Annotated in this window: 25 protein-coding genes and 1 riboswitch; of the genes, 14 read left to right on the forward strand and 11 right to left on the reverse strand. The window is 66.4% G+C overall.

Going from position 1 to position 22,727, the window contains the following annotated elements:
* Positions 1–78 precede the first annotated feature (78 nt).
* The 11 genes from J2X53_RS08800 to pyrC form a co-directional block, all read right to left on the reverse strand.
* Positions 79–675, reverse strand: coding sequence for a CvpA family protein (locus J2X53_RS08800; protein WP_349037116.1), 597 nt, complete (start codon positions 673–675; stop codon positions 79–81).
* Between the two features lie 22 nt (positions 676–697).
* Complete coding sequence (gene radA, locus J2X53_RS08805; RefSeq protein ID WP_349037117.1) at positions 698–2,056, reverse strand: DNA repair protein RadA; 1,359 nt, start codon at positions 2,054–2,056, stop codon at positions 698–700.
* A 63-nt stretch (positions 2,057–2,119) separates the two neighbouring features.
* A complete protein-coding gene (locus J2X53_RS08810; RefSeq protein ID WP_349037118.1) occupies positions 2,120–2,542 on the reverse strand; it encodes a paraquat-inducible protein A in 423 nt (140 codons plus the stop codon).
* Between the two features lie 30 nt (positions 2,543–2,572).
* A complete protein-coding gene (locus J2X53_RS08815; RefSeq protein ID WP_349037119.1) occupies positions 2,573–3,346 on the reverse strand; it encodes a DNA repair protein in 774 nt (257 codons plus the stop codon).
* Between the two features lie 137 nt (positions 3,347–3,483).
* Positions 3,484–3,894: a hypothetical protein gene (locus J2X53_RS08820; protein WP_349037120.1), complete on the reverse strand. Its 411-nt coding sequence runs from the start codon at positions 3,892–3,894 to the stop codon at positions 3,484–3,486.
* A 9-nt stretch (positions 3,895–3,903) separates the two neighbouring features.
* Complete coding sequence (locus J2X53_RS08825) at positions 3,904–4,650, reverse strand: ATP-binding cassette domain-containing protein (protein WP_349037121.1); 747 nt, start codon at positions 4,648–4,650, stop codon at positions 3,904–3,906.
* The gene (locus J2X53_RS08830) at positions 4,647–5,459 is read right to left on the reverse strand and encodes an ABC transporter permease (protein ID WP_349037122.1); all 813 of its coding nucleotides are present in this window, start codon (positions 5,457–5,459) and stop codon (positions 4,647–4,649) included. The genes J2X53_RS08825 and J2X53_RS08830 overlap by 4 nt, the downstream gene beginning before the upstream one ends.
* A complete protein-coding gene (gene alr, locus J2X53_RS08835) occupies positions 5,456–6,505 on the reverse strand; it encodes an alanine racemase (protein ID WP_349037123.1) in 1,050 nt (349 codons plus the stop codon). Before alr ends, J2X53_RS08830 begins: the two co-directional genes overlap by 4 nt.
* 207 nt (positions 6,506–6,712) lie before the next feature.
* Complete coding sequence (locus tag J2X53_RS08840; RefSeq protein WP_349037124.1) at positions 6,713–8,212, reverse strand: replicative DNA helicase; 1,500 nt, start codon at positions 8,210–8,212, stop codon at positions 6,713–6,715.
* 271 nt (positions 8,213–8,483) lie between these two features.
* Positions 8,484–9,161, reverse strand: coding sequence for an orotate phosphoribosyltransferase (locus J2X53_RS08845; protein WP_349037125.1), 678 nt, complete (start codon positions 9,159–9,161; stop codon positions 8,484–8,486).
* A gap of 111 nt (positions 9,162–9,272) precedes the next feature.
* On the reverse strand, positions 9,273–10,316 hold the full coding sequence (gene pyrC, locus J2X53_RS08850; protein WP_349037126.1) for a dihydroorotase: 1,044 nt from the start codon (positions 10,314–10,316) through the stop codon (positions 9,273–9,275).
* Between the two features lie 120 nt (positions 10,317–10,436).
* Positions 10,437–10,539: riboswitch (TPP riboswitch) on the forward strand.
* Positions 10,540–10,592: 53 nt separating this feature from the next.
* Between pyrC and thiD the strand changes: the two genes are divergently transcribed.
* The 14 genes from thiD (at position 10,593) to pstA (ending at position 22,726) form a co-directional block, all read left to right on the forward strand.
* A complete protein-coding gene (thiD, locus tag J2X53_RS08855; RefSeq protein WP_349037127.1) occupies positions 10,593–11,396 on the forward strand; it encodes a bifunctional hydroxymethylpyrimidine kinase/phosphomethylpyrimidine kinase in 804 nt (267 codons plus the stop codon).
* Positions 11,389–12,366, forward strand: a complete 978-nt coding sequence (locus J2X53_RS08860; RefSeq protein ID WP_349037128.1) for an FAD-dependent oxidoreductase — start codon at positions 11,389–11,391, stop codon at positions 12,364–12,366. The genes thiD and J2X53_RS08860 overlap by 8 nt, the downstream gene beginning before the upstream one ends.
* On the forward strand, positions 12,356–12,553 hold the full coding sequence (gene thiS / locus J2X53_RS08865) for a sulfur carrier protein ThiS (RefSeq protein WP_349037129.1): 198 nt from the start codon (positions 12,356–12,358) through the stop codon (positions 12,551–12,553). Before J2X53_RS08860 ends, thiS begins: the two co-directional genes overlap by 11 nt.
* Before the next feature lie 3 nt (positions 12,554–12,556).
* Complete coding sequence (locus tag J2X53_RS08870; RefSeq protein WP_349037130.1) at positions 12,557–13,318, forward strand: thiazole synthase; 762 nt, start codon at positions 12,557–12,559, stop codon at positions 13,316–13,318.
* The gene (locus tag J2X53_RS08875; protein ID WP_349037375.1) at positions 13,315–13,911 is read left to right on the forward strand and encodes a thiamine phosphate synthase; all 597 of its coding nucleotides are present in this window, start codon (positions 13,315–13,317) and stop codon (positions 13,909–13,911) included. The genes J2X53_RS08870 and J2X53_RS08875 overlap by 4 nt, the downstream gene beginning before the upstream one ends.
* Complete coding sequence (locus J2X53_RS08880; RefSeq protein ID WP_349037131.1) at positions 13,908–14,861, forward strand: HesA/MoeB/ThiF family protein; 954 nt, start codon at positions 13,908–13,910, stop codon at positions 14,859–14,861. The genes J2X53_RS08875 and J2X53_RS08880 overlap by 4 nt, the downstream gene beginning before the upstream one ends.
* A gap of 10 nt (positions 14,862–14,871) precedes the next feature.
* Positions 14,872–15,822 (forward strand): ABC transporter substrate-binding protein, encoded by a 951-nt coding sequence (locus J2X53_RS08885; protein WP_349037132.1) that lies wholly within the window; start codon positions 14,872–14,874, stop codon positions 15,820–15,822.
* The gene (gene tenA / locus J2X53_RS08890; RefSeq protein ID WP_349037133.1) at positions 15,819–16,493 is read left to right on the forward strand and encodes a thiaminase II; all 675 of its coding nucleotides are present in this window, start codon (positions 15,819–15,821) and stop codon (positions 16,491–16,493) included. Before J2X53_RS08885 ends, tenA begins: the two co-directional genes overlap by 4 nt.
* Positions 16,490–17,245, forward strand: a complete 756-nt coding sequence (locus tag J2X53_RS08895; RefSeq protein ID WP_349037134.1) for an ATP-binding cassette domain-containing protein — start codon at positions 16,490–16,492, stop codon at positions 17,243–17,245. Before tenA ends, J2X53_RS08895 begins: the two co-directional genes overlap by 4 nt.
* Positions 17,232–17,888 (forward strand): TenA family protein, encoded by a 657-nt coding sequence (locus tag J2X53_RS08900; protein ID WP_349037135.1) that lies wholly within the window; start codon positions 17,232–17,234, stop codon positions 17,886–17,888. The genes J2X53_RS08895 and J2X53_RS08900 overlap by 14 nt, the downstream gene beginning before the upstream one ends.
* Positions 17,885–18,619 carry an ABC transporter permease gene (locus J2X53_RS08905; RefSeq protein ID WP_349037136.1) on the forward strand — a complete coding sequence of 245 codons (735 nt, stop codon included), beginning with the start codon at positions 17,885–17,887 and terminating at the stop codon, positions 18,617–18,619. Before J2X53_RS08900 ends, J2X53_RS08905 begins: the two co-directional genes overlap by 4 nt.
* Positions 18,620–18,806: 187 nt before the next feature.
* Positions 18,807–19,844, forward strand: coding sequence for a substrate-binding domain-containing protein (locus tag J2X53_RS08910; RefSeq protein WP_349037137.1), 1,038 nt, complete (start codon positions 18,807–18,809; stop codon positions 19,842–19,844).
* A gap of 63 nt (positions 19,845–19,907) precedes the next feature.
* Positions 19,908–21,368 carry a phosphate ABC transporter permease subunit PstC gene (pstC, locus tag J2X53_RS08915; RefSeq protein WP_349037138.1) on the forward strand — a complete coding sequence of 487 codons (1,461 nt, stop codon included), beginning with the start codon at positions 19,908–19,910 and terminating at the stop codon, positions 21,366–21,368.
* The gene (gene pstA / locus J2X53_RS08920; RefSeq protein WP_349037139.1) at positions 21,365–22,726 is read left to right on the forward strand and encodes a phosphate ABC transporter permease PstA; all 1,362 of its coding nucleotides are present in this window, start codon (positions 21,365–21,367) and stop codon (positions 22,724–22,726) included. Before pstC ends, pstA begins: the two co-directional genes overlap by 4 nt.
* The last annotated feature ends 1 nt before the right edge of the window (position 22,727 follow it).

The raw sequence follows: 22,727 nt of genomic DNA on the forward strand, positions 1-22,727 counted from the left end.
TGGTCACGCCAGTGTCACGTGCATTGCAGCAGATTGACGGTGCCAATTTGCTGCAATGCGGCGTCAGGCGTGGCCGGATCAGTTTCCGGCAGGGGTCGGTTCGGCGGTGGGCGTGGTGGCAGGCACGGCGCAAGCGGCGGTCAGGTCGTTGTAGCGCGAGACGATCCAGCCCGGAGCGTCGGCGGGGATGGTGCTGTCGATATTGGCCTGAAAGCTGGCGAAGACCTTGGCAGAGCGGGAATTATCGACCATCGGGATGGTGTTGGCGGCCACCGCGCGGTCGTAGACGATGAAGGCCACCGCCACCAGAATCACGCCCCGCGCCACGCCGAACAGAAAGCCGAGCGCCTGGTCGATGCCGCCGATGGCAGAGCGTTGCACGACGCTGGAAAACAATGGCGTGAACAGCGCCGCGATGACCAGACCGACCGCGAAGACGAGCGCGAAGGCCCCGATGATCGACAGCTCACAACTGTCGCCGAGGAAGTCGCCGACCACCGGCAGTTCCTTGATCAGCGGCTGGGCTGCGGGCGCGAAGATGAAGGCCAGCACGGCGGCCCCGATCCAGCCCGCGATAGCCATCGCCTCGCGCACAAGGCCGCGTGAATAGGCAAGGATCGCAGACAGGACAATTACGCCCGCCACGATTCCGTCTACCAGAGTAAAGCCTTCCATTCATCCGCTCCTTTGTGCCGCGTCAGCCTGCGCCGAACATCTCGCCGACAAAGGCGGTCAGGTCGGGCATCTGACGCAGACGCATATCTGTTCCGCCCACGGTTTTCGACCCCGTGGGCAGGGTGGCCTGCTGAAAACCAAGTTTCGAGGCTTCTTTCAACCTGTTTTCGGTCTGCCCCACCGGACGCAGCGCGCCCGACAGCGAGATTTCCCCGAAAAGCACCATGTCTGGCGGAATTGCCACATCCTCACGCGCGGAAAGCAGCGCACCGGCGACGGCCAGATCGGCGGCGGGCTCGTTGACGCGCAGGCCCCCGGCGACATTGAGGAACACATCAAGGCCGGTAAACGGGATACCGCAGCGCGCCTCCAGCACCGCGAGAATCGTCGACAGCCGCCCCGAATCAAGCCCGACCACGGTGCGGCGCGGGGTGCCGAGGGTGGAGGGCGCGACCAGCGCCTGAATTTCGGTCAGCACCGGCCTTGTGCCCTCGATGCCCGCGAATACGGCAGAGCCGGGGGCCGGGCGGTCGCGGTCGGACAGGAACAGCGCCGAAGGATTGGTCACCTGTGCCAGACCATTGCCGGTCATCTCGAACACGCCGATTTCATCGGCGGGGCCAAAGCGGTTTTTCACCGCGCGCAGGATGCGGAACTGATGGCCGCGCTCGCCCTCGAAATAGAGCACGGTGTCGACCATGTGTTCGACCACGCGCGGGCCGGCGATCTGGCCATCCTTGGTGACATGGCCCACCAGAATGACCGCCACGCCGCGCTTTTTGGCGAAGGTCACCAGCTCGTGTGCTGCGGCGCGGACCTGAGACACCGAACCGGGGGCGGCCTCGACCGTATCAAGCCACATGGTCTGGATCGAATCGATGATCGCAAGGGCGGGGCGTTCGGCATCCAGCGTGGTCAGGATGTCGCGCAGGTTGGTTTCGGCGCCAAGGCCGACCGGGGCATCCTGCAGGCCAAGACGCTGGGCCCGCATGCGGACCTGTGCCGCCGCCTCTTCGCCGGAAATATACAGGACTTTCAGGCCGGTACGGGCAAAACTTGCGGCGGCCTGCAACAGCAGCGTGGATTTGCCGATGCCGGGGTCGCCACCGACGAGGATGGCAGAGGCGGGCACCAGCCCGCCGCCAAGCACGCGGTCCAGCTCGTCTATGCCCGATGAGGCGCGCGGCGGCGGGTCTTCTTCGGTGGCAAGGTCGGTGAGGTGGATGGCGCGGCCCTTGTGCCCCAGCGATTTGGGGCCAGCGGAAAGCGGGGCCTCCTCAACGATGGTGTTCCATGCACCGCAGGCGTCGCAGCGGCCCTGCCATTTCTTGGAACTGGCGCCGCAGGCGGTGCAGGTGAAGCTGGAGGAGGATTTGCTCATGCGTCTGACTAGCGCGGAACCGGGGCGGTCTTCAAGCCTGCTGGGCCGGGTCAGCGTGGCCGGTCAGCTCCGGTCCGGACGATGGGACAGAAACAGACTGAGCAGAATGCAGGCCGTGAACAGATAGAGGCCCCAGGCCGCCTCGACCGTGGCCAGCCCGACGCCTTTGACCACGACGATGTAAAGCGCGATCAGGAAGACCTCGGCCATGGCCAGTTTTCCCAGAAGCCGCAGGCCGGGCAGGGCGCGGGAAGACATCAGCCCGAAATCAATCAGCGCCAGCCCGAGCGTCTTGGCCATCGGTGCCACGATCGCCATGACCGTGACCACCAGCGCCAGTGCCACATCACTGGCCCAGAGCGATTGCAGCCCCGTGATCACGGAAATCTCGTCCAGCCCGAACAGCGGCAACAGGCCCGCGCGCAACAGTGGCGCAAACCACGACAGCGGGAACAGGATCAGCAAGCTGAGGTTGAGCCATTTCATGGCCTGTCGTCATGGTCTTGTGTCGCGCGGTCAAGCCTCTTTCTGCGGTTTGGGCAGGCTGACCACGTTGACGTCGCGCGCGTCTTCGATATCGAAATCATAGCCGAGGGTGGGGAGAATCTCTTTGAGATCGGCCTCCAGCCGGCGCAGCTGGGTTTGCGCCTGGCGTTCCTCGCGGTCGACATCCTGCATCCAGCGGCGCAACTCGTCACAGGTGAGGCGGGCCGCGGCGAGACGGTCGGTCAGCGCATGCACCTCTTCCTGACGCTGGCGCAGGAACAGGCGGGCGCGGGCGACCTTTTCGTCGGAATAGGCGCGCGCCAGGTCGCGGGTCTCATGGCTCATCTGCGCCGCCATCTGCAGCAATTCGGGTTCCAGATGCCCAAGATCGGGGTGGTTGCGCAGATGCTCCATCCGGGCGCGGACCGAGTCGAATTCGGCAGACAGCGCAAAGACACCGGCGCGGTCGGAGGCATGGGCGAGCCGGTAGGCGCGGGCGACATCCTCGATCCCCATGGCAAAGCTGCGGTGCGAGCGTTCAAGCCGGGCCATCCGGGCATTCGCGGGCAGGTAGATCAGCAACAGCAGCGCCAGCAGCGTCAGCGTGAGCTGCGCCCACATGCCCGCCTGTGCAACCGGGGTGCCGCCAAGCGAGACCGCGATCTGTGGCCAGGGCATCCAGCCGATGGCAGCGATGACGCTGGCCCCGACGAGGCCGACAGCTACGGCCAGCACCACGGCCTGCGCCAGATTTTGCAGCACAGACAGAAAAAGCGGCCAGAACCCCGCACGATCACCAAACATTCACACCACCCCTGAGACGCGGCGTTAACTATGCAACGGCCTGCGTGAGTGGCAAATGATTTTGGTTTTGCCTGAGACGGCCGCCAACAAAAACAGGTGGATAGAGAGCATTGTTTCCGCGTTGGAAACTTGTGCGCTCAGAGCGGGGCATCAAAGCCGAGGGCATCGCGGATCAGCGCAACGGCTGTGGTCAGGATGAGTGTGATCAGGAAGGTGACCACAACGCTGTTGGCGGCCAGCAGGAAAGGCTCATGCCATCTGGCCTGCCGCCCCCAGGCAGCGACCAGCCAGAACCAGCCGATCACCGACACCACCCGCCCCGGCAACACCAGTTCGGGAGCGAGGAGCTGCGGCCAGAGCATCCAGAGCGTATAGAGCACGACAGCAGCGATCAGCAGCAGCCCCCGGCGGTCACCGATGCGCCATGTGGCATAGCCCGACAGCGCAATGGCAAGCGGGGTGATGAGGATCAGGGTCTGGACCAAGGTGCGCCAGATCGAGGCCTGTTCAAAGACGAAGGACAGATCAACCTGAAACAGCGGGTCCATGGCGCGCGCCTACCGGATTGCGTTGATCGGGCCGGTGGCCCGGCCATGGATGAACTGCTGCACGTAAGGGTCCGGGCAATCATCCATTTCCGCGACGGGGCCGGTCCATTTTATGGTGCCTTCGTGCAGCATTGCCACCTCATCCGCGATGGCGCGGACCGAGGACATGTCATGCGTGATGGTCATGGCAGTGGCCCCCATCTCGACCACGATCTCGCGGATCAGGTCGTTGATGACGCCGGCCATGATCGGGTCCAGCCCGGTGGTGGGCTCGTCGAAAAAGATGATCTCGGGCTCGGCGGCGATGGCGCGGGCGAGCCCGACGCGTTTCTGCATGCCGCCCGACAGCTCGGCGGGGTAAAGGTCCGCCACCTGCGGGCCAAGGCCGACGCGGCGCAGCTTTTCCAGCGCGATGGCGCGGGCCTCATCCTTGGGGCGGCGGGCAGCACCGCGCATCAGGCGGAAGGCGACGTTTTCCCAGACCCGGAGCGAGTCGAACAGCGCCCCCCCCTGAAACAGCATGCCGAACCGGGCGAGAAAGGCATCACGTTCAGCGCGGCGCACGTCTTGCCCATCCAGCGCGATGGTGCCGCTGTCAGGCGTGACCAGACCCAGCACGGATTTGAGCAACACCGATTTGCCGGTGCCGGAGCCGCCGATGATCACCATGCTTTTGGCGGTGGGGATCGTCAGATTAACCCCGCGCAATACGTGGTTGGGTCCAAAGGATTTTCTGACATCTGACAGGGTGATCATGAGGTAAAGAACACCTCGGTTAGCAGGTAATTGGCGGCGAGGATCAGGACCGATGCGGCGACGACGGCGGATTTGGTGGCTTTGCCCACGCCTTGCGCGCCGCGACCGGAGGTCATGCCGTGGTAGCAGCCCAGAAGCGCCACGATAAAGCCGAAGGCCGCCCCCTTGACGAGGCCGGAGCCGACATCCCAGACCTCCAGAAAGTCGATGGTGTTCTTGAGGTAGGTGACCGAGTTGAAGTCCAGCCGGGTCACGCCGACCAGCCAGCCGCCCATGATGCCGATGGCATCGCCGACGCCGACCAGCACCGGCACCGCAAGGGTGGCCGCCAGCACGCGCGGCACGACAAGGTATTTCATCGGGTTGGTCGACAGGGTGGTCAGCGCGTCGATTTGCTCGGTCACCTTCATCGTGCCAAGCTCGGCTGCGATGGACGAGGCAACGCGCGCGGCGACCATCAGCCCGCCCAGCACGGGCCCAAGTTCGCGCACCATGCCGATGGCAACGATCGAGGGCACCACGGCCTCGGCATTGAAGCGCGCGCCGCCCGAGTAGATCTGCAGCGCCAGCGCGCCGCCGGTGAACAGCGCGGTCAGGCCGACGACGGGCAGGCTGTACCAGCCGATCTGCAGCACCTGCGCGCCGAATTCGCGCCAGTAGAATGGCGGGCGCACCAGATGGCCAAGGGTCGAGGCGGCAAACAGCACCACGCGCCCGATGGCCGCCAGCGCGCCAAGGGTAGACCGCCCGATGCTGCGCAGGGCGAGGCCAAGGTGGCCCAGGCGCCGCGGGTCCGGGGCTGCGCTCACGCGCTGCCCTCCTGATAGCGGCGGGTATAGCGGGAGCCGAGCGAGGTCAGGATCTCATAGCCGATGGTGCCGGCGATATCGGCCAGATCGTCCACCGTCTGATGCGGGCCGAGAATGTCGAGGCTGCGCGGCACATAGGACAGATGGCTGATGTCAACCGTGATCAGGTCCATCGAGACCCGGCCCACCAGCGGGCAGGGGGTGTCGCCATCCCAGAGCACGGCATTGTTGGACAGCGCGCGCAGCAGACCGTCGGCATAGCCGCCGGAGACGGTGGCGATCATGCTGGGCACGTCGGCGGTCCAGCCACAGGCATAGCCGACCGATTCCCCGGCTTGCACCACCCGGGTCTGGATCACCGGCAGCGACAGGCCGACCACGCGGGAGGCCCCTTCATAGGGCCGTCCGCCATAAAGGCCGATGCCGGGGCGGGTCAGGTCGAAATGGTATTTCGGCCCCAAAAGGATGCCGCCCGTGGCCGCCAGCGAGCGCGGCACGCCGGTGCCATCGGTCATGGCGTGAAAGGTGGCAAGCTGCAGCTCGTTGAGCGCATGATCCGGCTCATCGGCGCAGGCCAGATGCGACATGATCAGTTCCGGCCCGGCCTCCAGCACGAAGGGGGCCACCGCCTCCCATTCCGCCTCTTCCATGCCGAGCCGGTTCATGCCGGTGTCGAGCTGCACGCCGAACGGCAGGCCGGGCAGCGATTCAAGATGGCGGGTGACCTGATCAATGCTGTTCAGCATCGGGCACAGGTCGAGGTCGTGCACCATTTCGGTGTCGCCCGCCATATGGCCCGACATCACGCAGATCTGCGGCCCCGGCCCAAGGGCCTGGCGCAGGGCCGCGCCTTCCTCGGACACGGCGACGAAAAACCGCCGCGCCCCGGCCTGCGCCAGTGCGCGGGCGACGCGGGTGATGCCAAGGCCGTAGGCGTCAGCCTTGACCACGGCCGCAGTCTGCACGCCGGAGGACGAGGCACGGTCCAGCGCGCGCCAGTTGGCGGCGATGGCATCAAGATCAATGGAGAGGGTCGCTGTTGTCATGGGGGTTTGTTGTCGGATCAGGGGTTACGGTCAAGCGGAAAACGGGGTTTCGGCGGAAAGGGGCGGGCTTGGGGGCATCGAGCCCCCCGCGCCCGCTGCTGCCGCAGGATAGGTCTGAGGTGTGGCGTGGCGGGAAGGGCGGAGCCTCCGGCGGGAGTATTTGGAAAAGCTGCAATGCAACGGGTCGTGCGCGGTCGTGGGGCCGGATCAGTAGCCGGGGCCGTCGCCCTGCCAGGGTTTGGCGAGGTTGCCGAAGCGGGTGAAGCGGCCCTCGAAGCTGAGATCGACCGAGCCGATCGGGCCGTGGCGCTGTTTGCCGATGATCACCTCGGCCTTGCCATGGACCTGTTCCATCACCGTCTGCCAGGCGGCCATCTTTTCCAGCTCGTGATCGCCGGGCTTTTCGCGTTCTTTGTAATACTCATCCCGGTAGACGAACATCACCACATCGGCATCCTGCTCGATCGAGCCGGATTCGCGCAGGTCCGACAGTTGCGGGCGTTTGTCTTCACGGCTTTCCACCTGACGCGAAAGCTGCGACAGGGCGATGACCGGGATGTTGAGCTCTTTGGCGATGGCTTTCAGCCCTTGGGTGATTTCCGAGACTTCCTGCACGCGGTTGCCTTCGGAGCTTTTGGCCGAGCCTTTGAGAAGCTGCAGGTAGTCGATCATCAGCACGTCAAGGCCATGGGTCCGCTTGAGGCGGCGCGCGCGGGCGGCGACCTGGCTGATCGGCAGGGCGGGCGTGTCGTCAATGTAGAGCGGGCAGGATTCGAGCTGTTTGGCAGCCTCGACAAAACGGCGGAACTCGGTTTCGGTCATGTCGCCGCGCCGGATCTGTTCGGAGGGCACCTCAGACGCCTCGGAGAGAATCCGCGCGGCGAGCTGTTCGGCGCTCATCTCGAGGCTGAAGAAGCCGACGACGCCGCCTTCGACAGCACCCTCATGGCCATCGGGTTTGCGGCCGCGCTTGTAGGCTTTCGCGATGTTGAAGGCGATGTTGGTGGCGAGCGAGGTTTTGCCCATCGACGGACGGCCCGCGAGGATCAGCAGGTCGGATTCGTGCAGGCCGCCGAGTTTCTTGTCGAGATCGGTGAGGCCGGTGGAAATGCCGGCAAGGCCGCCGCCGCGCTGATAGGCGGCGTTGGCCACGTTCACCGCATCGGTGACCGCCTTGAGGAACGATTGAAAGCCGCGTTCGGCCACGCCCTGTTCGCCCAGTTTGTACAGCCGCTGTTCGGCCTCGACGATCTGTTCGCGCGGCTCGGAGGCCATGTCGACCTTGGCCGCCTTGGCGCTGATGTCTTTGCCAAGCGCGATCAACTCGCGGCGCACGGCGAGGTCATAGATCATCTGCGCGTAATCGCGGGCGGCATAGGCCGAAATCGCGGCCCCGGCCAGACGCACGAGGTAGGCCGGGCCGCCGAGTTCCTTGAGCCCGTCGTCATCCTCGAAGAACGGCTTCAGCGTGACCGGGCTGGCGAGGGCGTTCTTCTGGATGCGGGCGGCGGATTTCTCATAAATGCGCTGGTGGACCGGATCGTAGAAATGCTCGGATTTCAAGGTGCTGGCGATGCGGTCATAGACATCATTGTTGGTCAGGATCGCACCCAGAAGCTGCTGCTCGGCCTCGATGTTGTGCGGCAAGGTATCGGCATCGGGCGAGGTGGCGGGAAGGTCAGTTCTGATCTTGGCTACTTCGTTCATGTCCTGCCCTTGCCCCCCGGATGAAGTATGCGGTTTAAACTGTCAGGGCGGGCCGGGGCAAGCCGGGACAAATCTGTGTATAACCCTGTGCGTGGTCCTTGGCGGAGACCGCAGATCGTGTCAGGCCACAGGACTGCCCCAAGATGTAGCGGTTGATGGGTCAGACTAGCAGGGCTTTTCGATTCTGGCGACAGGTTGTCCACATGCTGTGCACAGGGTTTTCCACCGGCGCGTCACAGCGCCGGCGGAAAATGGCGCAGGTGCCGTAGCGTCAGCTTTTGCGGGCGTCCTGCCAGGCGCGGGGGGCTTTGAGGAATGCCTCGACCTCGGTGAGGGTGGCTTCGTCAAAGATGGCCTGATCGCGGGCTTCGGCCAGCACATCCCACCAGGTGCACAGATGGTGGAGGGCGACGCCGTGGTCGGCCAGACGTTCGGTGGTGCCGTCAAAGATGCCGTAGTAAAAGATCACCGCCGTGTGGGCGCAGGTGGCCCCGGTCTCGCGGATGGCATCGACGAAGGACAGCTTTGATCCGCCGTCGGTGGTCAGATCCTCGACCAGAAGCACGCGCTGGCCCTCGGTCATCGCGCCCTCGATGCGGGCGTTGCGGCCGTAGCCTTTGGGCTTTTTGCGCACATAGGTCATCGGCAGCGCAAGGCGCTCGGCCACCAGCGCGGCAAAGGGGATGCCTGCGGTCTCGCCGCCCGCGATGTTGTCAAACGCCTCGAAGCCTGCGTCGCGCATTACGGTGACGGCCATGAAATCCATCAGCATCGCGCGGATGCGCGGGTAAGAGATCAGCTTGCGGCAGTCGATATAGGTCGGCGAGGGCAGGCCGGAGGCGAGGGTAAAGGGCGTCTCGGCGTTGAAATGCACCGCCTTGATTTCCAGCAGCGCGCGGGCGGTCAGGCGGGCGATTTCTTCGCGGGGGGGGAAAGAGGTGGGGATCATCGGATCATCCTTTTGACGCGTCGGGATTGCAGCTTTTCCAAATACTCCCGCCGGAGGCTCCTGCCGCTGCCGTCGACGCCTCCGGCGGGAGTATTTGAAGAAAGGTGCAAATCAGGCCTCTACGGTCCAATGGACCGGATAGCCGGGGTTGAAGACGGTGACCGGGCCAGCCTCGGTGTAGATCTTTTCGGGCCAGGTTTGCGGGGTGTCGTGCTTGACCAGCCGCAGGCGGGCCTCATTGACGGGCAGGCGGTAGAAGGCCGGGCCGCTGAGGCTGGTGAACGCTTCCAGCCGGTCGAGGGCGGTGTCTTCTTCAAACACATGCGCGAGCAGCGGCATGGTGTTGGTGGCGGTGAAGCAGCCCGCGCAGCCGCAGGCCTGTTCCTTGGCCGCATCGACATGCGGGGCGGAATCGGTGCCGAGAAAGAAGCGGCCCGCGCCAGAGGTGGCGGCGGCGCGCAGGGCGAGGCGGTGACGCTCGCGCTTGGCGACCGGCAGGCAGTAGTAGTGCGGCTTGATGCCGCCAACCAGGATATGGTTGCGGTTGATGATCAGATGATGCGTGGTGATCGTGGCCGCCAGATCCGGGCCACCGGAGAGCGCGTAATCCACCCCGTCCTGCGTGGTGATATGTTCCATCACCACGCGCAACCCCGGCAGGCGGCGGCGCAGCGGGTCGAGCACGGTGTCGATGAACACGGCCTCGCGGTCAAAGATGTCGACCTCGGGCGTTGTCACCTCACCATGCACGCAGAGCGGCAGGCCGATTTCGGCCATTTTCTCCAGCACCGGCATGACTTTATCGACGTCATGCACACCACCGTGCGAATTGGTGGTGGCCCCGGCGGGGTAGAGCTTGACCGCCTTGACCAGACCGGAGGCATGGGCGGCGGCCACATCGTCGGCATCGGTCGTCTCGGTCAGATAGAGCGTCATCAGCGGCTCGAACGCCGCACCCGCAGGCAGGGCTGCGAGGATGCGGTCGCGGTAGGCGGCGGCCTGTGCGCCGGTGACGACCGGCGGCACCAGATTGGGCATGATGATGGCGCGGGCAAAGTGGCGCGCGGTTTCGGGCAGCACCCCTTGCAACATCGCGCCGTCGCGCAGGTGCAGGTGCCAGTCATCGGGGCGGCGGAGCGTGAGGGAATGGGTCATGCCGCTCGGGTTACCGCAAACTCTGCGCGGTTTCCAGTAGGGAGTTCGGCGGTCGGGGCGGGGCGTGTGCACCCGGTTCTTGCCCCCTTGCCAGCCGGAAATCTTCGGTCTAGCGTTGGGGCACAACCGTTGGGGTGCCCTGTCATGGGGCTGAGAGGCGTTCAGCCAACCCATCGAACCTGATCCGGGTCATACCGGCGTAGGGAACGGTGCATCGAGGGCGCAGAGCGCCCGGACTCCGTCTCCTTGCGATTTTGATGAAGCAAGGAGGGGAGCATGGTTCCCATCGCGTTGACGATTGCAGGCTCTGATTCCGGGGGTGGCGCCGGGATACAGGCCGATCTGAAGACCTTTTCGGCTTTGGGCGTCTATGGCGCCTCGGTGATCACTGCGCTGACGGCGCAGAACACCCGCAGCGTGCGCGGGATCGAGGCTGTCAGCCCGGCGATGATTGCGGCGCAGATGGCGGCGGTGTTTGACGATCTGGCGGTGCGCGCGGTCAAGCTGGGGATGCTGGGCGGGGCGGAGGCGATTGCGGCGGTGGCGGCAGGGCTGTCGGGCTGTGCGGTGCCGGTGGTGCTGGATCCGGTGATGGTGGCGAAATCCGGCGACCGGCTGTTGCCTGAGGAGGCGCTGGCCGCACTGCGCGCGCTGCTGCTGCCGATGGCCACGGTGCTGACCCCCAACCTGCCCGAAGCCGCCGATCTGCTGGGCTGTGCCCCGGCCCGGTCCGAGGCCGAGATGGGGGAGCAGGGGCAGGCGCTGCGCGCGCTGGGGCCGCAAGCGGTGCTGATGAAAGGCGGGCATGGCGCGGGCGCGGAGTGTGTCGATCTGCTGATCACGGCGGAGGGTATCATCCGGCTGAGCGCGCCCCGGCAGGTCACCCGCAACACCCATGGCACCGGCTGCACCCTGTCGGCGGCGATTGCCGCCGGGCTGGCGCGGGGTCTGGCGCTGCCCGAGGCGGTGGCGCGGGCGCATGGCTATCTGCAGGGCGCGATTGCCGCTGCGGATGGGTTGGGCGTGGGCACCGGGCAGGGGCCGGTGCATCATTTTCATGCGGTGTGGGCGAATGGCTGATCGCATGGCCGATGTCACCGTGATCGGGGCCGGGGTGGCGGGGCTGTGGGCGGCGCATGCGCTGTGTCTGGCTGGACTGACCCCGCGTCTGATCGACGGCGCTGGCGCACCCGGCCCGCATGGCTGTTCGTGGTGGGCGGGCGGTATGCTCGCGCCCTGGTGCGAGGGGGCTGTGGCCGAGCCGGTGATCACCCGGCACGGCGCGCAGGCCGCAGCGCATTGGGCCGGGGTGACGGAGGTTGCGCAGCGCGGCACGCTGGTCGTGGCGATGCAGCGCGACAAGGGGGAACTTGCGCGCTTTGCCCGCCGGACCACGGGGCACCGGGCGGTGGCGGATCTGGCGGAGCTGGAGCCGGATCTGGCCGGCGCGGGGCAGGGGCTGTTCTTTGACGCCGAGGCGCATCTGGACCCGCGCGCGGCGCTGGGCGGTCTGGTCGCTGCGCTGGCGGCGCGGGGCGTGGGGATCACCCAGGCTGAGGCCACGCCGGACACCATAACCGGCCCGGTGATTGATGCGCGGGGGATGGCGGCGGGCCTGCCCGGCTTGCGCGGGGTGCGCGGCGAGATGCTGGTGCTGCGCGCGCCCGAGATCCGGCTGTCGCGGCCGGTGCGGCTGCTGCATCCGCGCCACCCACTCTACATCGTGCCACGGGCGGGTGGCGTGTTCATGCTGGGGGCCACGCAGATCGAAAGCGAGGACCGGCGCGGGGTGTCGGCGCGGTCGATGCTGGAGCTGCTGAGTGCCGCCTATGCGCTGGACCCGCGCTTTGCCGAGGCCGAGGTGCTGGAGACCGGCGCCGATCTGCGCCCGGCTTTTGCCGACAATGTGCCGCGTGTGCAGGTGCGGGGACGGGTTTTGCAGCTGAACGGCTTGTTCCGGCACGGCTATCTGATGGCCCCGGCGCTGGCGTTGCAGGCGGTGGAGTATCTGACCAAGGGCATCAAGGGGGATCTTGTTCATGAAGATTGAGGTGAATGGCGCTGTGCGTGATGTGCAGGGCGCAACTGTGGCCGGGGTGCTGGCCGAGCTGGGCTGGGGCGAGGCGCGGGTGGCGATAGCACTGAACGGCGCGTTCGTGCCAAAGGCCGCGCGCGCGACGATGGCGGTAACCGAGGGGGATCGGCTGGAAGTGCTGGCCCCGATGCAGGGGGGCTGAGCGATGCGCAGATTTTACGGGGTGAGGCTGGAGACGCCGCTCATGCTGGGCACGGCGCAATATCCGTCGCCTGCGGTTCTGGAGGCGGCGTTTCGCGGCTCAAAGGCCTCGGTGGCCACGGTGTCGCTGCGGCGCGAGGCGGGCAAGGGGCAGGCGTTCTGGCAGATCATCCGCAGCCTGGGGGTGCATGTGCTGCCCAATACCGCCGGGTGCCACAGCGCGCAGGAGGCGGTGACCACGGCCCGCATGGCGCGCGAGATGTTCGAGACCAACTGGATCAAGCTGGAGGTGATCGGCCATGCTGACACCTTGCAGCCCGATCCGTTCGGGCTGCTGGAGGCGACCGAGACTCTGGCGGCGGACGGGTTCGAGGTGTTTCCCTATACCACCGAAGATCAGGTGCTGGCCGGGCGCTTGCTGGCGGCGGGGGCACAGGTGCTGATGCCCTGGGGCGCGCCCATCGGCTCAGGCCTTGGGCTGAACAACCGCTATGGGCTCAAGATGCTGCGCGCGGCCTTTCCCGATGTGCCGATGGTGATTGATGCAGGGCTGGGTCTGCCCAGCCATGCGGCGGATGCGATGGAGCTGGGGTTTGACGCGGTACTCCTGAACACGGCGGTGGCGCAGGCCGGTGATCCGGTGGCCATGGCGCGGGCCTTTGGGCTGGCGGTGCAGGCGGGGGCGCTGGCGCGGGGGGCGGACCCGATGGAGCCGCGCGAGATGGCGGTGCCCTCCACCCCCGTTCTGGGAAAGGCATGGCTATGACTTTGGCGCGATTTTATCCGGTGTTTGACTCGCTGGCCTGGCTGGAGCGCGCTTTGCCGTTGGGCGTGGGGCTGGTGCAGCTGCGGATCAAGGACCGCCCGCCCGAGGCGCTGCGCGCCGAGATCCGCGCCGGGGTGGCACTGGCGCGGCAGCATGGCGCGGCGCTGGTGATCAATGACCACTGGCAGCTGGCGATCGACGAAGGGGCAGAGTGGCTGCATCTGGGGCAAGAGGATCTGGACAGCGCCGATCTGCCCGCGATCCGCCGCGCTGGGCTGCGGCTGGGGATTTCGACCCATGATCATGCCGAACTGGAGCGTGCCTTGGCGCTGGCCCCGGATTACATCGCGCTGGGCCCGGTGTACCCGACAATCCTGAAGCAGATGAAATGGCATCAGCAGGGGCTGGAGCGGGTGACCGAGTGGAAACGGCTGGTGGGCGACATCCCGCTCTGCGCCATCGGCGGCCTGTCGGTCGAGCGCGCACCGGGGGCGTTCGCGGCGGGGGCGGATCTGGTGGCGGCGGTCACCGACATCACGCTGCACCCCGATCCGGACGCACGGATGCGCGACTGGCTGAGGGTCTGCGCATGACCCGCTATGCACGCCAGACCGTATTGCCGCAGGTCGGGGCCGCAGGGCAGGCGCGGTTGGCCCGGGCGCATGTGCTGGTGGTGGGGGCCGGGGGGCTGGGGGGGCCGGTGTTGCAGTATCTGACCGGGGCCGGGGTGGGGCAGATCACGCTGGTGGATGGCGATGTGGTGGCAGAGCACAACCTGCACCGCCAGCCGCTGTACCGGATGGACCAGATCGGCGAACCCAAGGCGCGGGCGGCGGCCACCGTTTTGGCCGCGCTGAACCCGCAGGTGCAGGTCACGCCGCTGGTGGGGTATCTGGACCCCGCCAATGCGCCGGGGCTGGTGGCCTTGGTCGATGTGGTGCTGGATTGTGCTGATACCTTTGCCGCCAGTCTGACGCTGTCGGACGCCTGCCGCGACAATGGTGTGCCGCTGATCACCGCCTCGGCGCTGGCGCTGTCGGGCTATGTGGCGGGCTGCTGTGGCCCGGCCCCCAGCCTGCGCGCGGTCTTTCCCGACCTGCCCGAGCGCGGTGCGACCTGTGCCACGGCGGGGGTGATGGGGCCGGTGGTGGGCGCGGTGGGGGCGTTGCAGGCGCAGATGGCGCTGGCGGTGCTGCTGGGGCTGGAGCCGTCGCCGCTGGGCCGTCTGATCAGTCTGGATGCGCTGGGCTGGCGGATGGGCGGGTTTGGCTTTGACGCCGCGCCTGAGCCTTTGCGGCCGCTGGCCTTCATCGGGCGCAGCCAGATCCGCGCTGATGATCTGCTGATCGATTTGCGCGCCGAGGCCGCGCCGTTCAGCCCGCAGGCCCGCCATATCCCGCCCGAGGCGATGCCCGATCTGACCCCGCCCGACGGGCGGCGTGTGGTGCTGGCCTGTGCCACCGGCCTGCGCGCCCACAATGCCGGGCAAACCCTGCAAACCCGTTGGCCGGGCGAGATTGCCTTGCTGGCCGTTCATGACTGAGAGGACTCCCATGCGACCCCTTATCGCCGCCCTTGCGCTCAGCCTGTCGCTGTCAGCGCCCGCCGCCGCTCAGGACCGGATCAGTCTGATGCTGGACTGGTTCGTGAACCCCGACCACGGCCCGGTCATTCTAGCACAAGAGCTGGGGTATTTTGCCGAGGCCGGGTTGGAGGTGGAGATCCTCACGCCATCGGACCCGAATGATCCGCCGCGGATGGCGGCGGCGGGGCGGGTCGATCTGGCGGTCACCTATCAGCCGCAGCTGCATCTGAGCCGCCACAATGACCTGCCGCTGCGCCGGGTCGGCACGTTGATTGCCACACCGCTGACCTGTCTGGTGGTGCTGGCCGATGGCCCGGTGCAGACCATCCCCGATCTGCGCGGCGGCAAGGTGGGCTTTGCCGTGGCCGGGGTGCAGGAGGGCATTCTGAACGCGATGCTGGCGCATCATGGGCTGAAGCCTGCGGATGTGGAACAGATCAACATCGGCTTTTCGATCTCGCCCGCGCTGATGTCGGGGCAGGTGGATGCGGTGATCGGGGCGTATCGGAATTTCGAGCTGCACCAGTTGCAGCTGGAGGGGATGAAAGGCCGCTGCTTTTACCCCGAGGAAGAGGGCGTGCCGGCCTATGACGAGCTGATCTATGTCGCCAACCCCGACACGATGGACCGGGCGGTGATTGCGCGGTTTCTGGAGGCGACGGAGCGGGCGACCGGGTATATCCTGAACCAGCCGGAAGCCGCGTGGGAGATCTTTGCCGCCACCGCGCCGGAATTGCGCACCGAGTTGAACCGGCGGGCCTGGGCCGACACCTGGCCACGCTTTGCCAGCCGCCCGGCGGCGATGGATGCGGGGCGCTACCATAGGTTCGAGGCGTTTCTGGCCGCGCAGGGGGCGACGCCCGGCGGCTTGCCGGTCTCGGCGTTGGCGATTGATGTCACCGCAGAGGTTGCGCCATGAGCGGGCCGGAGTATGGCCGGGCCTTTGCCCTGTGGCGCGCGGCGGCACCGGCGTGGCAGGATTATACCCATCACGCCTTTGTCGAGGGGTTGGGCCGGGGGGATCTGCCGCGCGCGAACTTCCTGCACTATTTGCGGCAGGATTATGTGTTCCTGATCCATTTCGCGCGCGCCTGGGCACTGGCGGCGGCCAAGGCCGATACGCTGGCGGAACTACAGGCGGCCTCGGCCACGGTGCAGGCGCTGGTGCATGTTGAGATGCCGCTGCATGTGCAGATCTGTGCTGACGCAGGTATTGATGCCGCGATGCTGGAGGCGACCGAGGAAGCACCCGCCAACCTCGCCTATACCCGCTATGTGCTGGAGGCGGGGTATTCGGGCGATTTTCTCGACCTGTTGGCGGCACTTGCGCCTTGTGTGCTGGGCTATGGCGAGATCGGCGCGCGGCTGGCGGGCCGGGGCGGGGCCTATGCGGATTGGATCGAGACCTATGGCGGGCCGGAGTATCAGGCGCTGTGCCGCGATGTCGGCGCGCTGATCGACGGCGCGCTGCTGCACCGGCTGGGACCGGACTGGGCCGGGATGCCGCGCTTTGCCCGGCTGACGCAGCGCTTTGCCACCGCGACCCGGCTGGAGGCCGGGTTCTGGCAGATGGGGCTGGACGGCGCATGACGGGGGTACAGCTGCAAGGCAATCTGTGGATCGGGGCCAAGCCCCTGATCCGGGGTCTGGCGCTGGGCTTTGCGGCGGGCCAGTGGTCTTGCCTCTTGGGGCCATCTGGGGTGGGCAAATCGACGATTGCGCGGCTGATTGCCGGGTTGCCGGGGCCGTACCGGCTGGAGGGCGCCTTGACGGCGGCAGACGGGCTGGCGCTGGCCGGGCGGGTGGCCATGCTGGCGCAAGAGCCGCAGCTGCTGCCCTGGGCCGATCTGGTGCAGAACGTGACCATCGGCGCGCGGTTGCGCGGGGCGCGGCCCGACAGCGCCCGCGCCCGCGCGCTGCTGGCCGGGGTCGGGCTGGCGGGGATGGAGGCGCGCCGCCCCGCCGCGCTGTCGGGCGGGCAGCGGCAGCGGGTGGCGCTGGCGCGGGTGCTGATCGAAGAGTGCCCGGTGGTGGTGCTGGATGAGCCGTTTTCGGCGCTGGATACGGTGACGCGGCTGGCGATGCAGGATCTGGCGGCGCGGCTGCTCTGCGGGCGCACGGTGATCCTGATCACCCATGACCCGCTGGAGGCGATCCGGCTGGCGGATCTGGGCTGGCTGCTGGGGCCGGGCGGGGCGCAGGCGCTGGATCTGCCCGCAGGCCCAACCCCCCGCGATTTTCGCGCGGCTGACACGCTGGCCGCGCAAGCGCGTCTGCTGGCGCGGCTGCACGATCAGAGTGTGAAAACCGACCGGAAGGAGCCTTGCCATGCGGCCCACTGACCACCTTTTATCCCTGTGCGCGGCGGATTGGGCGGCGGCGACCCGCCATGCCTTTACCGACGCCTTGGTCGATGGCACGCTGCCCCAGCCCTTGATGCTGGGCTATCTGCGGCAGGATTACCTGTTTGTCGAAGACTTCACCCGCCTCTTGGGCGCGATGATTGCCCATGCGCCCAGTTTGGCCGACGCGGTGCCGGCGGGGCAGTTCATGGGGCTGATCTGCGGCGCGGAGAACACCTATTTCCAGCGCGCGATTGCGGCTTTGGGCGGCGACCCCGCGAAACCTGCGCCGCCGCATCCGGTGACGGTCGAGTTTCAGAGCCTGATGCGCGCGGCGGTGGGGTCCGGGCGGTATGAGCAGATGCTGGCGGTGCTGGTGGTGGCAGAGGGCAGCTATCTGGACTGGGCCAGCCCGCATGCGGCCAAAGCCCCGCACCTGCCATTCTGGTTCGGCGACTGGATCGACCTGCACGCCGGGCCGGGGTTTGGAGGGTTTGTGGCCTATCTGCGCGGTCAGCTGGATACGGTCTGGCCCGGGCTGACCCCGGCGCAGCAGCGCGCGGTGGAAGAGCGCTTCACCACGGCGGCGCGGCTGGAGCGGGCGTTTTTCGATGCTGCACTGGCCGGGTTTGCGGCGGCGTGAAGCGGGTTGTGGCAGCCCTTGCCGCGCCGCTGCTGGCGCTGGGGCTTTGGCAGGCGCTGGTGGTGCTGACGGCGCTGCCGCCGTTCATCCTGCCGGGGCCGGGGCGGGTGGCGAGCAGCCTGTGGGCCAATGCACCGCTGCTCTGGGAGCATGCGCAGTTCACGGCGGTCAATCTGCTGAGCGGGCTGGCGGCGGGCGTGGCGCTGGGGGTGGTGACCGCGCTCAATCTGGCGCTGTCGCCCGGCGCGCGGCTGTTGCTGCGCCCGATGCTGATCTTTGCGCAGGCGGTGCCGGTGTTTGCGCTGGCCCCGGTGCTGACGCTGTGGCTGGGTTACGGCGCGGCGTCCAAGGTGGTGATCGTGATGCTGGTGGTCTATTTCCCGGTCACTTCGGCGTTCTTTGACGGGCTGATGCGGCTGCCTGCACCGCTGGCCGATCTGGCACAGATGATGCGGGCCACGCCGCTGCGCCGGTTGGTCCTGCTGCAGGTGCCGCAGGCCTTGCCCGCGCTGGGGTCTGGCCTGCGGCTGGCGGTGGTCTATGCGCCCTTTGCCGTGGTGATCGGCGAATGGGTCGGCTCATCGCGGGGCCTGGGCTATCTGATGCTGATGGCGAATGGCCGGGGGCAGACCGACCTGATGTTTGCAGCCCTGCTGGTGCTGGCGGCACAGAGCCTGATCCTGTTTGCGCTGCTGGAGACGGTTGCCGGACGGGGCGAGCGGCCTGCGTGAGAGGGCTTGCCGGGGGGAGGCGTGGCCATGCCTTTCGCCCTGATCCCCGCCGCACCGAGATTCCGGGGCGCAACGTCGTCACTTCGTAAAACTGTCACAAACGTGTTGTAAAACTGTAGCAGGCACGGATTAGCAGAACCCGTGGGGCCGAACGAGAGCTGGCCCGAGAAATCCACTGGAGAGTGACATGAATCTCATGAAAATCACCGTGTCGGCACTGGCCGTTGCGGCTGTGTCGGCATCCGCAGCCGCCGCCCGCGACAACGTGCAGGTCACCGGTTCCTCGACCGTACTGCCCTATTCGACCATCGTTGCCGAAGCCTTCGGCGAAAACTTCGACTTCCCGACCCCGGTCGTGGAAGGTGGCGGTTCGGGCGCTGGCCGTGCGAAACTGTGTGAAGGCGTTGGCCCCAACACCGTGGACATCGCCAACTCGTCGTCGCGCATCACCCAGAAAGACATCGACGCCTGCGCCGCCAACGGCGTGACCGAAGTCATGGAAGTCCGTTTCGGCTATGACGGGATCGTGTTCGCCTCTGACGTGAACGGCCCGGAGTTCGCCTTCACCGCCGCCGACATCTACAACGCTGTCGCTGGTCAGGTGGTCAAGGACGGCGCTGTGGTTGCCAACACCTACACCCAGTGGGCTGAATTCAACCCGGCTCTGCCCGCTCAGGACATCCTGGTTCTGTCGCCCGGCACCAAGCATGGCACCCGCGAAGTGTTCGACCAGCGCGTTGTTCTGAAGGGTTGTGAAGACTCGGGCGCTCTGGCCGCGTTCATGGCAGCTGGCATGGATGAAGATGCAGCCGAAGACGAGTGCACCAAGCTGCGCACCGATGGCCGCAACGTCGACATCGACGGCGACTACACCGAGACCTTGCAGCGTCTGGAAAACGACAAGAACGCCATCGGCGTGTTCGGTCTGTCGTTCTATCAGAACAACACCGACAAGCTGCGCGTTGCCACCATGGGTGGCGTGGTTCCTTCGACAGAGTCGATCGCTTCGGGTGACTATCCGGTGTCGCGTCCGCTCTACTTCTACGTCAAGAACGCCCACCTCGACGTGATCCCCGGCCTGAAAGAATATGTCGAGTTCTTCGTGTCGAACGACATGGCTGGCCCCGATGGCCCGCTGGCCCAGTACGGTCTGGTGTCCGACCCGGAACTGGCTGCGACCCAGGCAATGGTTGCCGCGCGCACCCCGATGGGTCCGCTGAACTGATCCAACCGACCCGGGGGCGGCACGCAAGTGCCGCCCTCACCCCTTTTGCGCGCAGGATCGCCCATGACCGTCGCCCTGATTCTCACAATCCTTCTTGTACTGGCCATCGCGGGCTATGTGGTCGGGCGCCAGCGCGCCGTAGCCTCTGCCCAGGGCAATATCCGCGTCCTTCATTCGCTGCCGAATTATTACGGCTGGCATGGGGCGATCATGGCGGCTGTGCCGGCCCTGCTGATCCTCGCCGTCTGGCTGATCGCCCAGCCCCTTGTGGTCGAGCGTCAGCTTGTCAGCTATTTTCCCTCTGAAACTGTCGAAAGCGATGCCGCCCGCACGCTGATCATGTCCGATGTGCGCCGGGTCGCCGAAGGGCTTGATGTCGCCGTCAGCCGTGGTGCGCTGACCGAAGATCAGGCCAGAGACATCCGCACCGAATTCGGCTCTGTCCGCGACCGTCTGGCATCGGTCGGCGTGGCGCTCGGCTCTGAGGTGTCACCGCAGGTCTTGCAGGCCGCACAGCGCAGCCGCGAGCTGAACACATCGGGCGCCTTGTGGCGCACTGTGCTGACACTGGCCGCGGCGTTTGCCGGGCTCGCCTATGCGATCAAGGTGACGGACAAGGATTTCCGCGCCCGCAACCGGGTCGAACAGGTGGTTCTGGCGTTGCTGATGGCCGCCTCTACCATTGCCATTCTGACCACCATCGGCATCGTCTTTTCGATGCTGAGCGAGAGCATGCGTTTTTTCACCATGTATCCGTGGCAGGACTTCTTCTTCAACCTGACCTGGTCGCCCAATTTCCGGGGCAACAGTGAGCTTGGTCTTGCGCCGCTGCTGTGGGGCACGCTCTATATCAGTGCCGTGTCGATGATCGTGGCGGTGCCGATGGGCCTGTTCACTGCGGTCTATCTGGCCGAATACGCCTCTCCGGCGGTGCGCGCGGTGGTCAAGCCGCTGATCGAGGTGATCGCGGGTATCCCGACCGTGGTGTTCGGCCTGTTCGCGCTGGTCACCGTCGGCCCGTTCCTGCGGGACTGGTTCGCCCAGCCGCTTGGGCTTGGCAATTCCGGCTCGTCGGTGATGACCGCCGGTATCGTGATCGGCATCCTGAACATCCCGTTCATCTCGTCGCTCGCCGATGACATCATCAACGCCGTGCCGCAGTCGATGCGCGACGGCTCCTATGGCCTTGGTGCGACCAAATCCGAAACCATCCGTCAGGTCATTCTGCCTGCGGCCCTGCCGGGGATCGTCGGGGCCATCCTGCTGGCCGCCAGCCGCGCCATCGGTGAGACCATGATCGTGACCATGGGGGCAGGGGCCTCTGCCAGGCTTGACCTCAACCCGTTCGAGGCCATGACCACCATCACGGTGAAGATCGTCAGCCAGCTGACCGGCGACGGTGAATTCAACTCGCCTGAAACGCTGGTGGCCTTTGCCCTTGGGATGACGCTGTTCGTCATCACCCTCGGGCTCAACGTCTTTGCCCTCTTCATCGTCCGCAAGTACCGGGAGCAGTACGAATGACCGACGCCACCTCCTCTGGCATCCCTGCCCAGTCTCACGCGCCGGGTTCGTCTCTGCTCAGGCAGGACAAGCTGATGAAACGCCGCAACGCCACCGAGGCACGGTTCAAATACTACGGTGTGGCCGCGATTTCGGTCAGCCTCGCGATGCTGGCGATCACCCTGTGGTCGATCTTTTCGGACGGCGTGTCGGCCTTCCGTCAGGCCAGTCTGGAACTGACGGTGACGCTGGACCCGGCGCGGCTGGACCCCGATGGCGACCGCAGCCTGGCCTCGGTCACCAAGGTCACGACCATCGGCTATGGCAACCTGCTGTCATCTGCGCTCAACGAGTACATGACCGAGCGCAATATCTCGGTCGAGGGCGTGACCGAGCGGCAGGTCGGCGAGTTCATCTCGCGCGATGCCCCGGCGCGTCTGCGCAACATGGTGCTGGCCGATCCCGAACTGCTGGGCCAGACCATCCGCTTTGGCGCCTTTGCCTCGGGCCGGATCGACGGCTACATCAAGGGTCGGGTGACGATGGCCTCGGCGGAGCTCGACAGCAACATCACGCCCGCACAGCTGCAGCTGGCCGACCGGCTGATCGAGGCGGGGGTGCTGAAATCCGCCTTCAACTGGCGGTTCCTGACCAACCCCGACGCCTCGGACCAGCGCCCCGAATCTGCGGGTCTGGGCATCGCGATCATCGGCTCGCTTTACATGATGTTTCTGGTGGCGATCATGGTCTTGCCGATCGGGGTCGCAGCCTCGATCTATCTCGAAGAATTTGCGCCCAAGAACAAATGGACCGATGTGATCGAGGTCAATATCTCGAACCTCGCCGCCGTGCCGTCCATTGTCTACGGGATCCTTGGCCTTGCGATCTTCATCAACTTTGCCAAACTGCCGGCGTCCGCGCCGATTGTCGGCGCGTTGGTGCTGACGCTGATGACCCTGCCCACGATCATCATCGCCACCCGCGCCTCGTTGCGTGCCGTGCCGCCATCGATCCGCGATGCGGCGCTGGGGGTGGGGGCGTCGAAGATGCAGACCGTGTTCCATCACGTGCTGCCCCTGGCCGCGCCGGGCATCCTGACCGGCACCATTCTGGGCCTTGCCTCGGCTCTGGGCGAAACCGCGCCGCTCTTACTGATTGGCATGGTGGCCTTTGTCGCCAACTACCCGGCCAGCCCGCTGGACGGCGGCTTTTTTGACCCTGCGACCGCGCTGCCGGTGCAGGTCTATTCCTGGGCCTCGCGCTCGGACCCCGCCTTTATCGAGCGGTCGTCGGGCGCCATCATCGTGCTGCTGGCCTTTCTTCTGGTCATGAACATCATTGCCATCATCCTGCGCCGTCGCTTTGAGCGGCGCTGGTAAG

It is taken from the genome of Pseudotabrizicola sp. 4114, assembly GCF_031457365.1.
Lineage (GTDB): Bacteria > Pseudomonadota > Alphaproteobacteria > Rhodobacterales > Rhodobacteraceae > Pseudotabrizicola.

What these genes read in the sequence shown, in the direction of transcription:
- J2X53_RS08910 (WP_349037137.1), top strand. Translation starts at nt 18,807, where the DNA reads ATGAATCTCATGAAAATCACCGTGTCGGCACTGGCCGTTGCGGCTGTG.
- thiD (WP_349037127.1), top strand. Translation starts at nt 10,593, where the DNA reads ATGGTTCCCATCGCGTTGACGATTGCAGGCTCTGATTCCGGGGGTGGC.
- J2X53_RS08800 (WP_349037116.1), bottom strand. Translation starts at nt 675, where the DNA reads ATGGAAGGCTTTACTCTGGTAGACGGAATCGTGGCGGGCGTAATTGTC.
- J2X53_RS08860 (WP_349037128.1), top strand. Translation starts at nt 11,389, where the DNA reads ATGGCTGATCGCATGGCCGATGTCACCGTGATCGGGGCCGGGGTGGCG.
- tenA (WP_349037133.1), top strand. Translation starts at nt 15,819, where the DNA reads ATGAGCGGGCCGGAGTATGGCCGGGCCTTTGCCCTGTGGCGCGCGGCG.
- J2X53_RS08880 (WP_349037131.1), top strand. Translation starts at nt 13,908, where the DNA reads ATGACCCGCTATGCACGCCAGACCGTATTGCCGCAGGTCGGGGCCGCA.
- J2X53_RS08875 (WP_349037375.1), top strand. Translation starts at nt 13,315, where the DNA reads ATGACTTTGGCGCGATTTTATCCGGTGTTTGACTCGCTGGCCTGGCTG.
- J2X53_RS08840 (WP_349037124.1), bottom strand. Translation starts at nt 8,212, where the DNA reads ATGAACGAAGTAGCCAAGATCAGAACTGACCTTCCCGCCACCTCGCCC.
- J2X53_RS08845 (WP_349037125.1), bottom strand. Translation starts at nt 9,161, where the DNA reads ATGATCCCCACCTCTTTCCCCCCCCGCGAAGAAATCGCCCGCCTGACC.
- J2X53_RS08870 (WP_349037130.1), top strand. Translation starts at nt 12,557, where the DNA reads ATGCGCAGATTTTACGGGGTGAGGCTGGAGACGCCGCTCATGCTGGGC.
- J2X53_RS08825 (WP_349037121.1), bottom strand. Translation starts at nt 4,650, where the DNA reads ATGATCACCCTGTCAGATGTCAGAAAATCCTTTGGACCCAACCACGTA.
- pstA (WP_349037139.1), top strand. Translation starts at nt 21,365, where the DNA reads ATGACCGACGCCACCTCCTCTGGCATCCCTGCCCAGTCTCACGCGCCG.
- J2X53_RS08815 (WP_349037119.1), bottom strand. Translation starts at nt 3,346, where the DNA reads ATGTTTGGTGATCGTGCGGGGTTCTGGCCGCTTTTTCTGTCTGTGCTG.
- radA (WP_349037117.1), bottom strand. Translation starts at nt 2,056, where the DNA reads ATGAGCAAATCCTCCTCCAGCTTCACCTGCACCGCCTGCGGCGCCAGT.
- thiS (WP_349037129.1), top strand. Translation starts at nt 12,356, where the DNA reads ATGAAGATTGAGGTGAATGGCGCTGTGCGTGATGTGCAGGGCGCAACT.
- pstC (WP_349037138.1), top strand. Translation starts at nt 19,908, where the DNA reads ATGACCGTCGCCCTGATTCTCACAATCCTTCTTGTACTGGCCATCGCG.
- J2X53_RS08810 (WP_349037118.1), bottom strand. Translation starts at nt 2,542, where the DNA reads ATGAAATGGCTCAACCTCAGCTTGCTGATCCTGTTCCCGCTGTCGTGG.
- J2X53_RS08885 (WP_349037132.1), top strand. Translation starts at nt 14,872, where the DNA reads ATGCGACCCCTTATCGCCGCCCTTGCGCTCAGCCTGTCGCTGTCAGCG.
- J2X53_RS08900 (WP_349037135.1), top strand. Translation starts at nt 17,232, where the DNA reads ATGCGGCCCACTGACCACCTTTTATCCCTGTGCGCGGCGGATTGGGCG.
- pyrC (WP_349037126.1), bottom strand. Translation starts at nt 10,316, where the DNA reads ATGACCCATTCCCTCACGCTCCGCCGCCCCGATGACTGGCACCTGCAC.
- J2X53_RS08820 (WP_349037120.1), bottom strand. Translation starts at nt 3,894, where the DNA reads ATGGACCCGCTGTTTCAGGTTGATCTGTCCTTCGTCTTTGAACAGGCC.
- J2X53_RS08895 (WP_349037134.1), top strand. Translation starts at nt 16,490, where the DNA reads ATGACGGGGGTACAGCTGCAAGGCAATCTGTGGATCGGGGCCAAGCCC.
- alr (WP_349037123.1), bottom strand. Translation starts at nt 6,505, where the DNA reads ATGACAACAGCGACCCTCTCCATTGATCTTGATGCCATCGCCGCCAAC.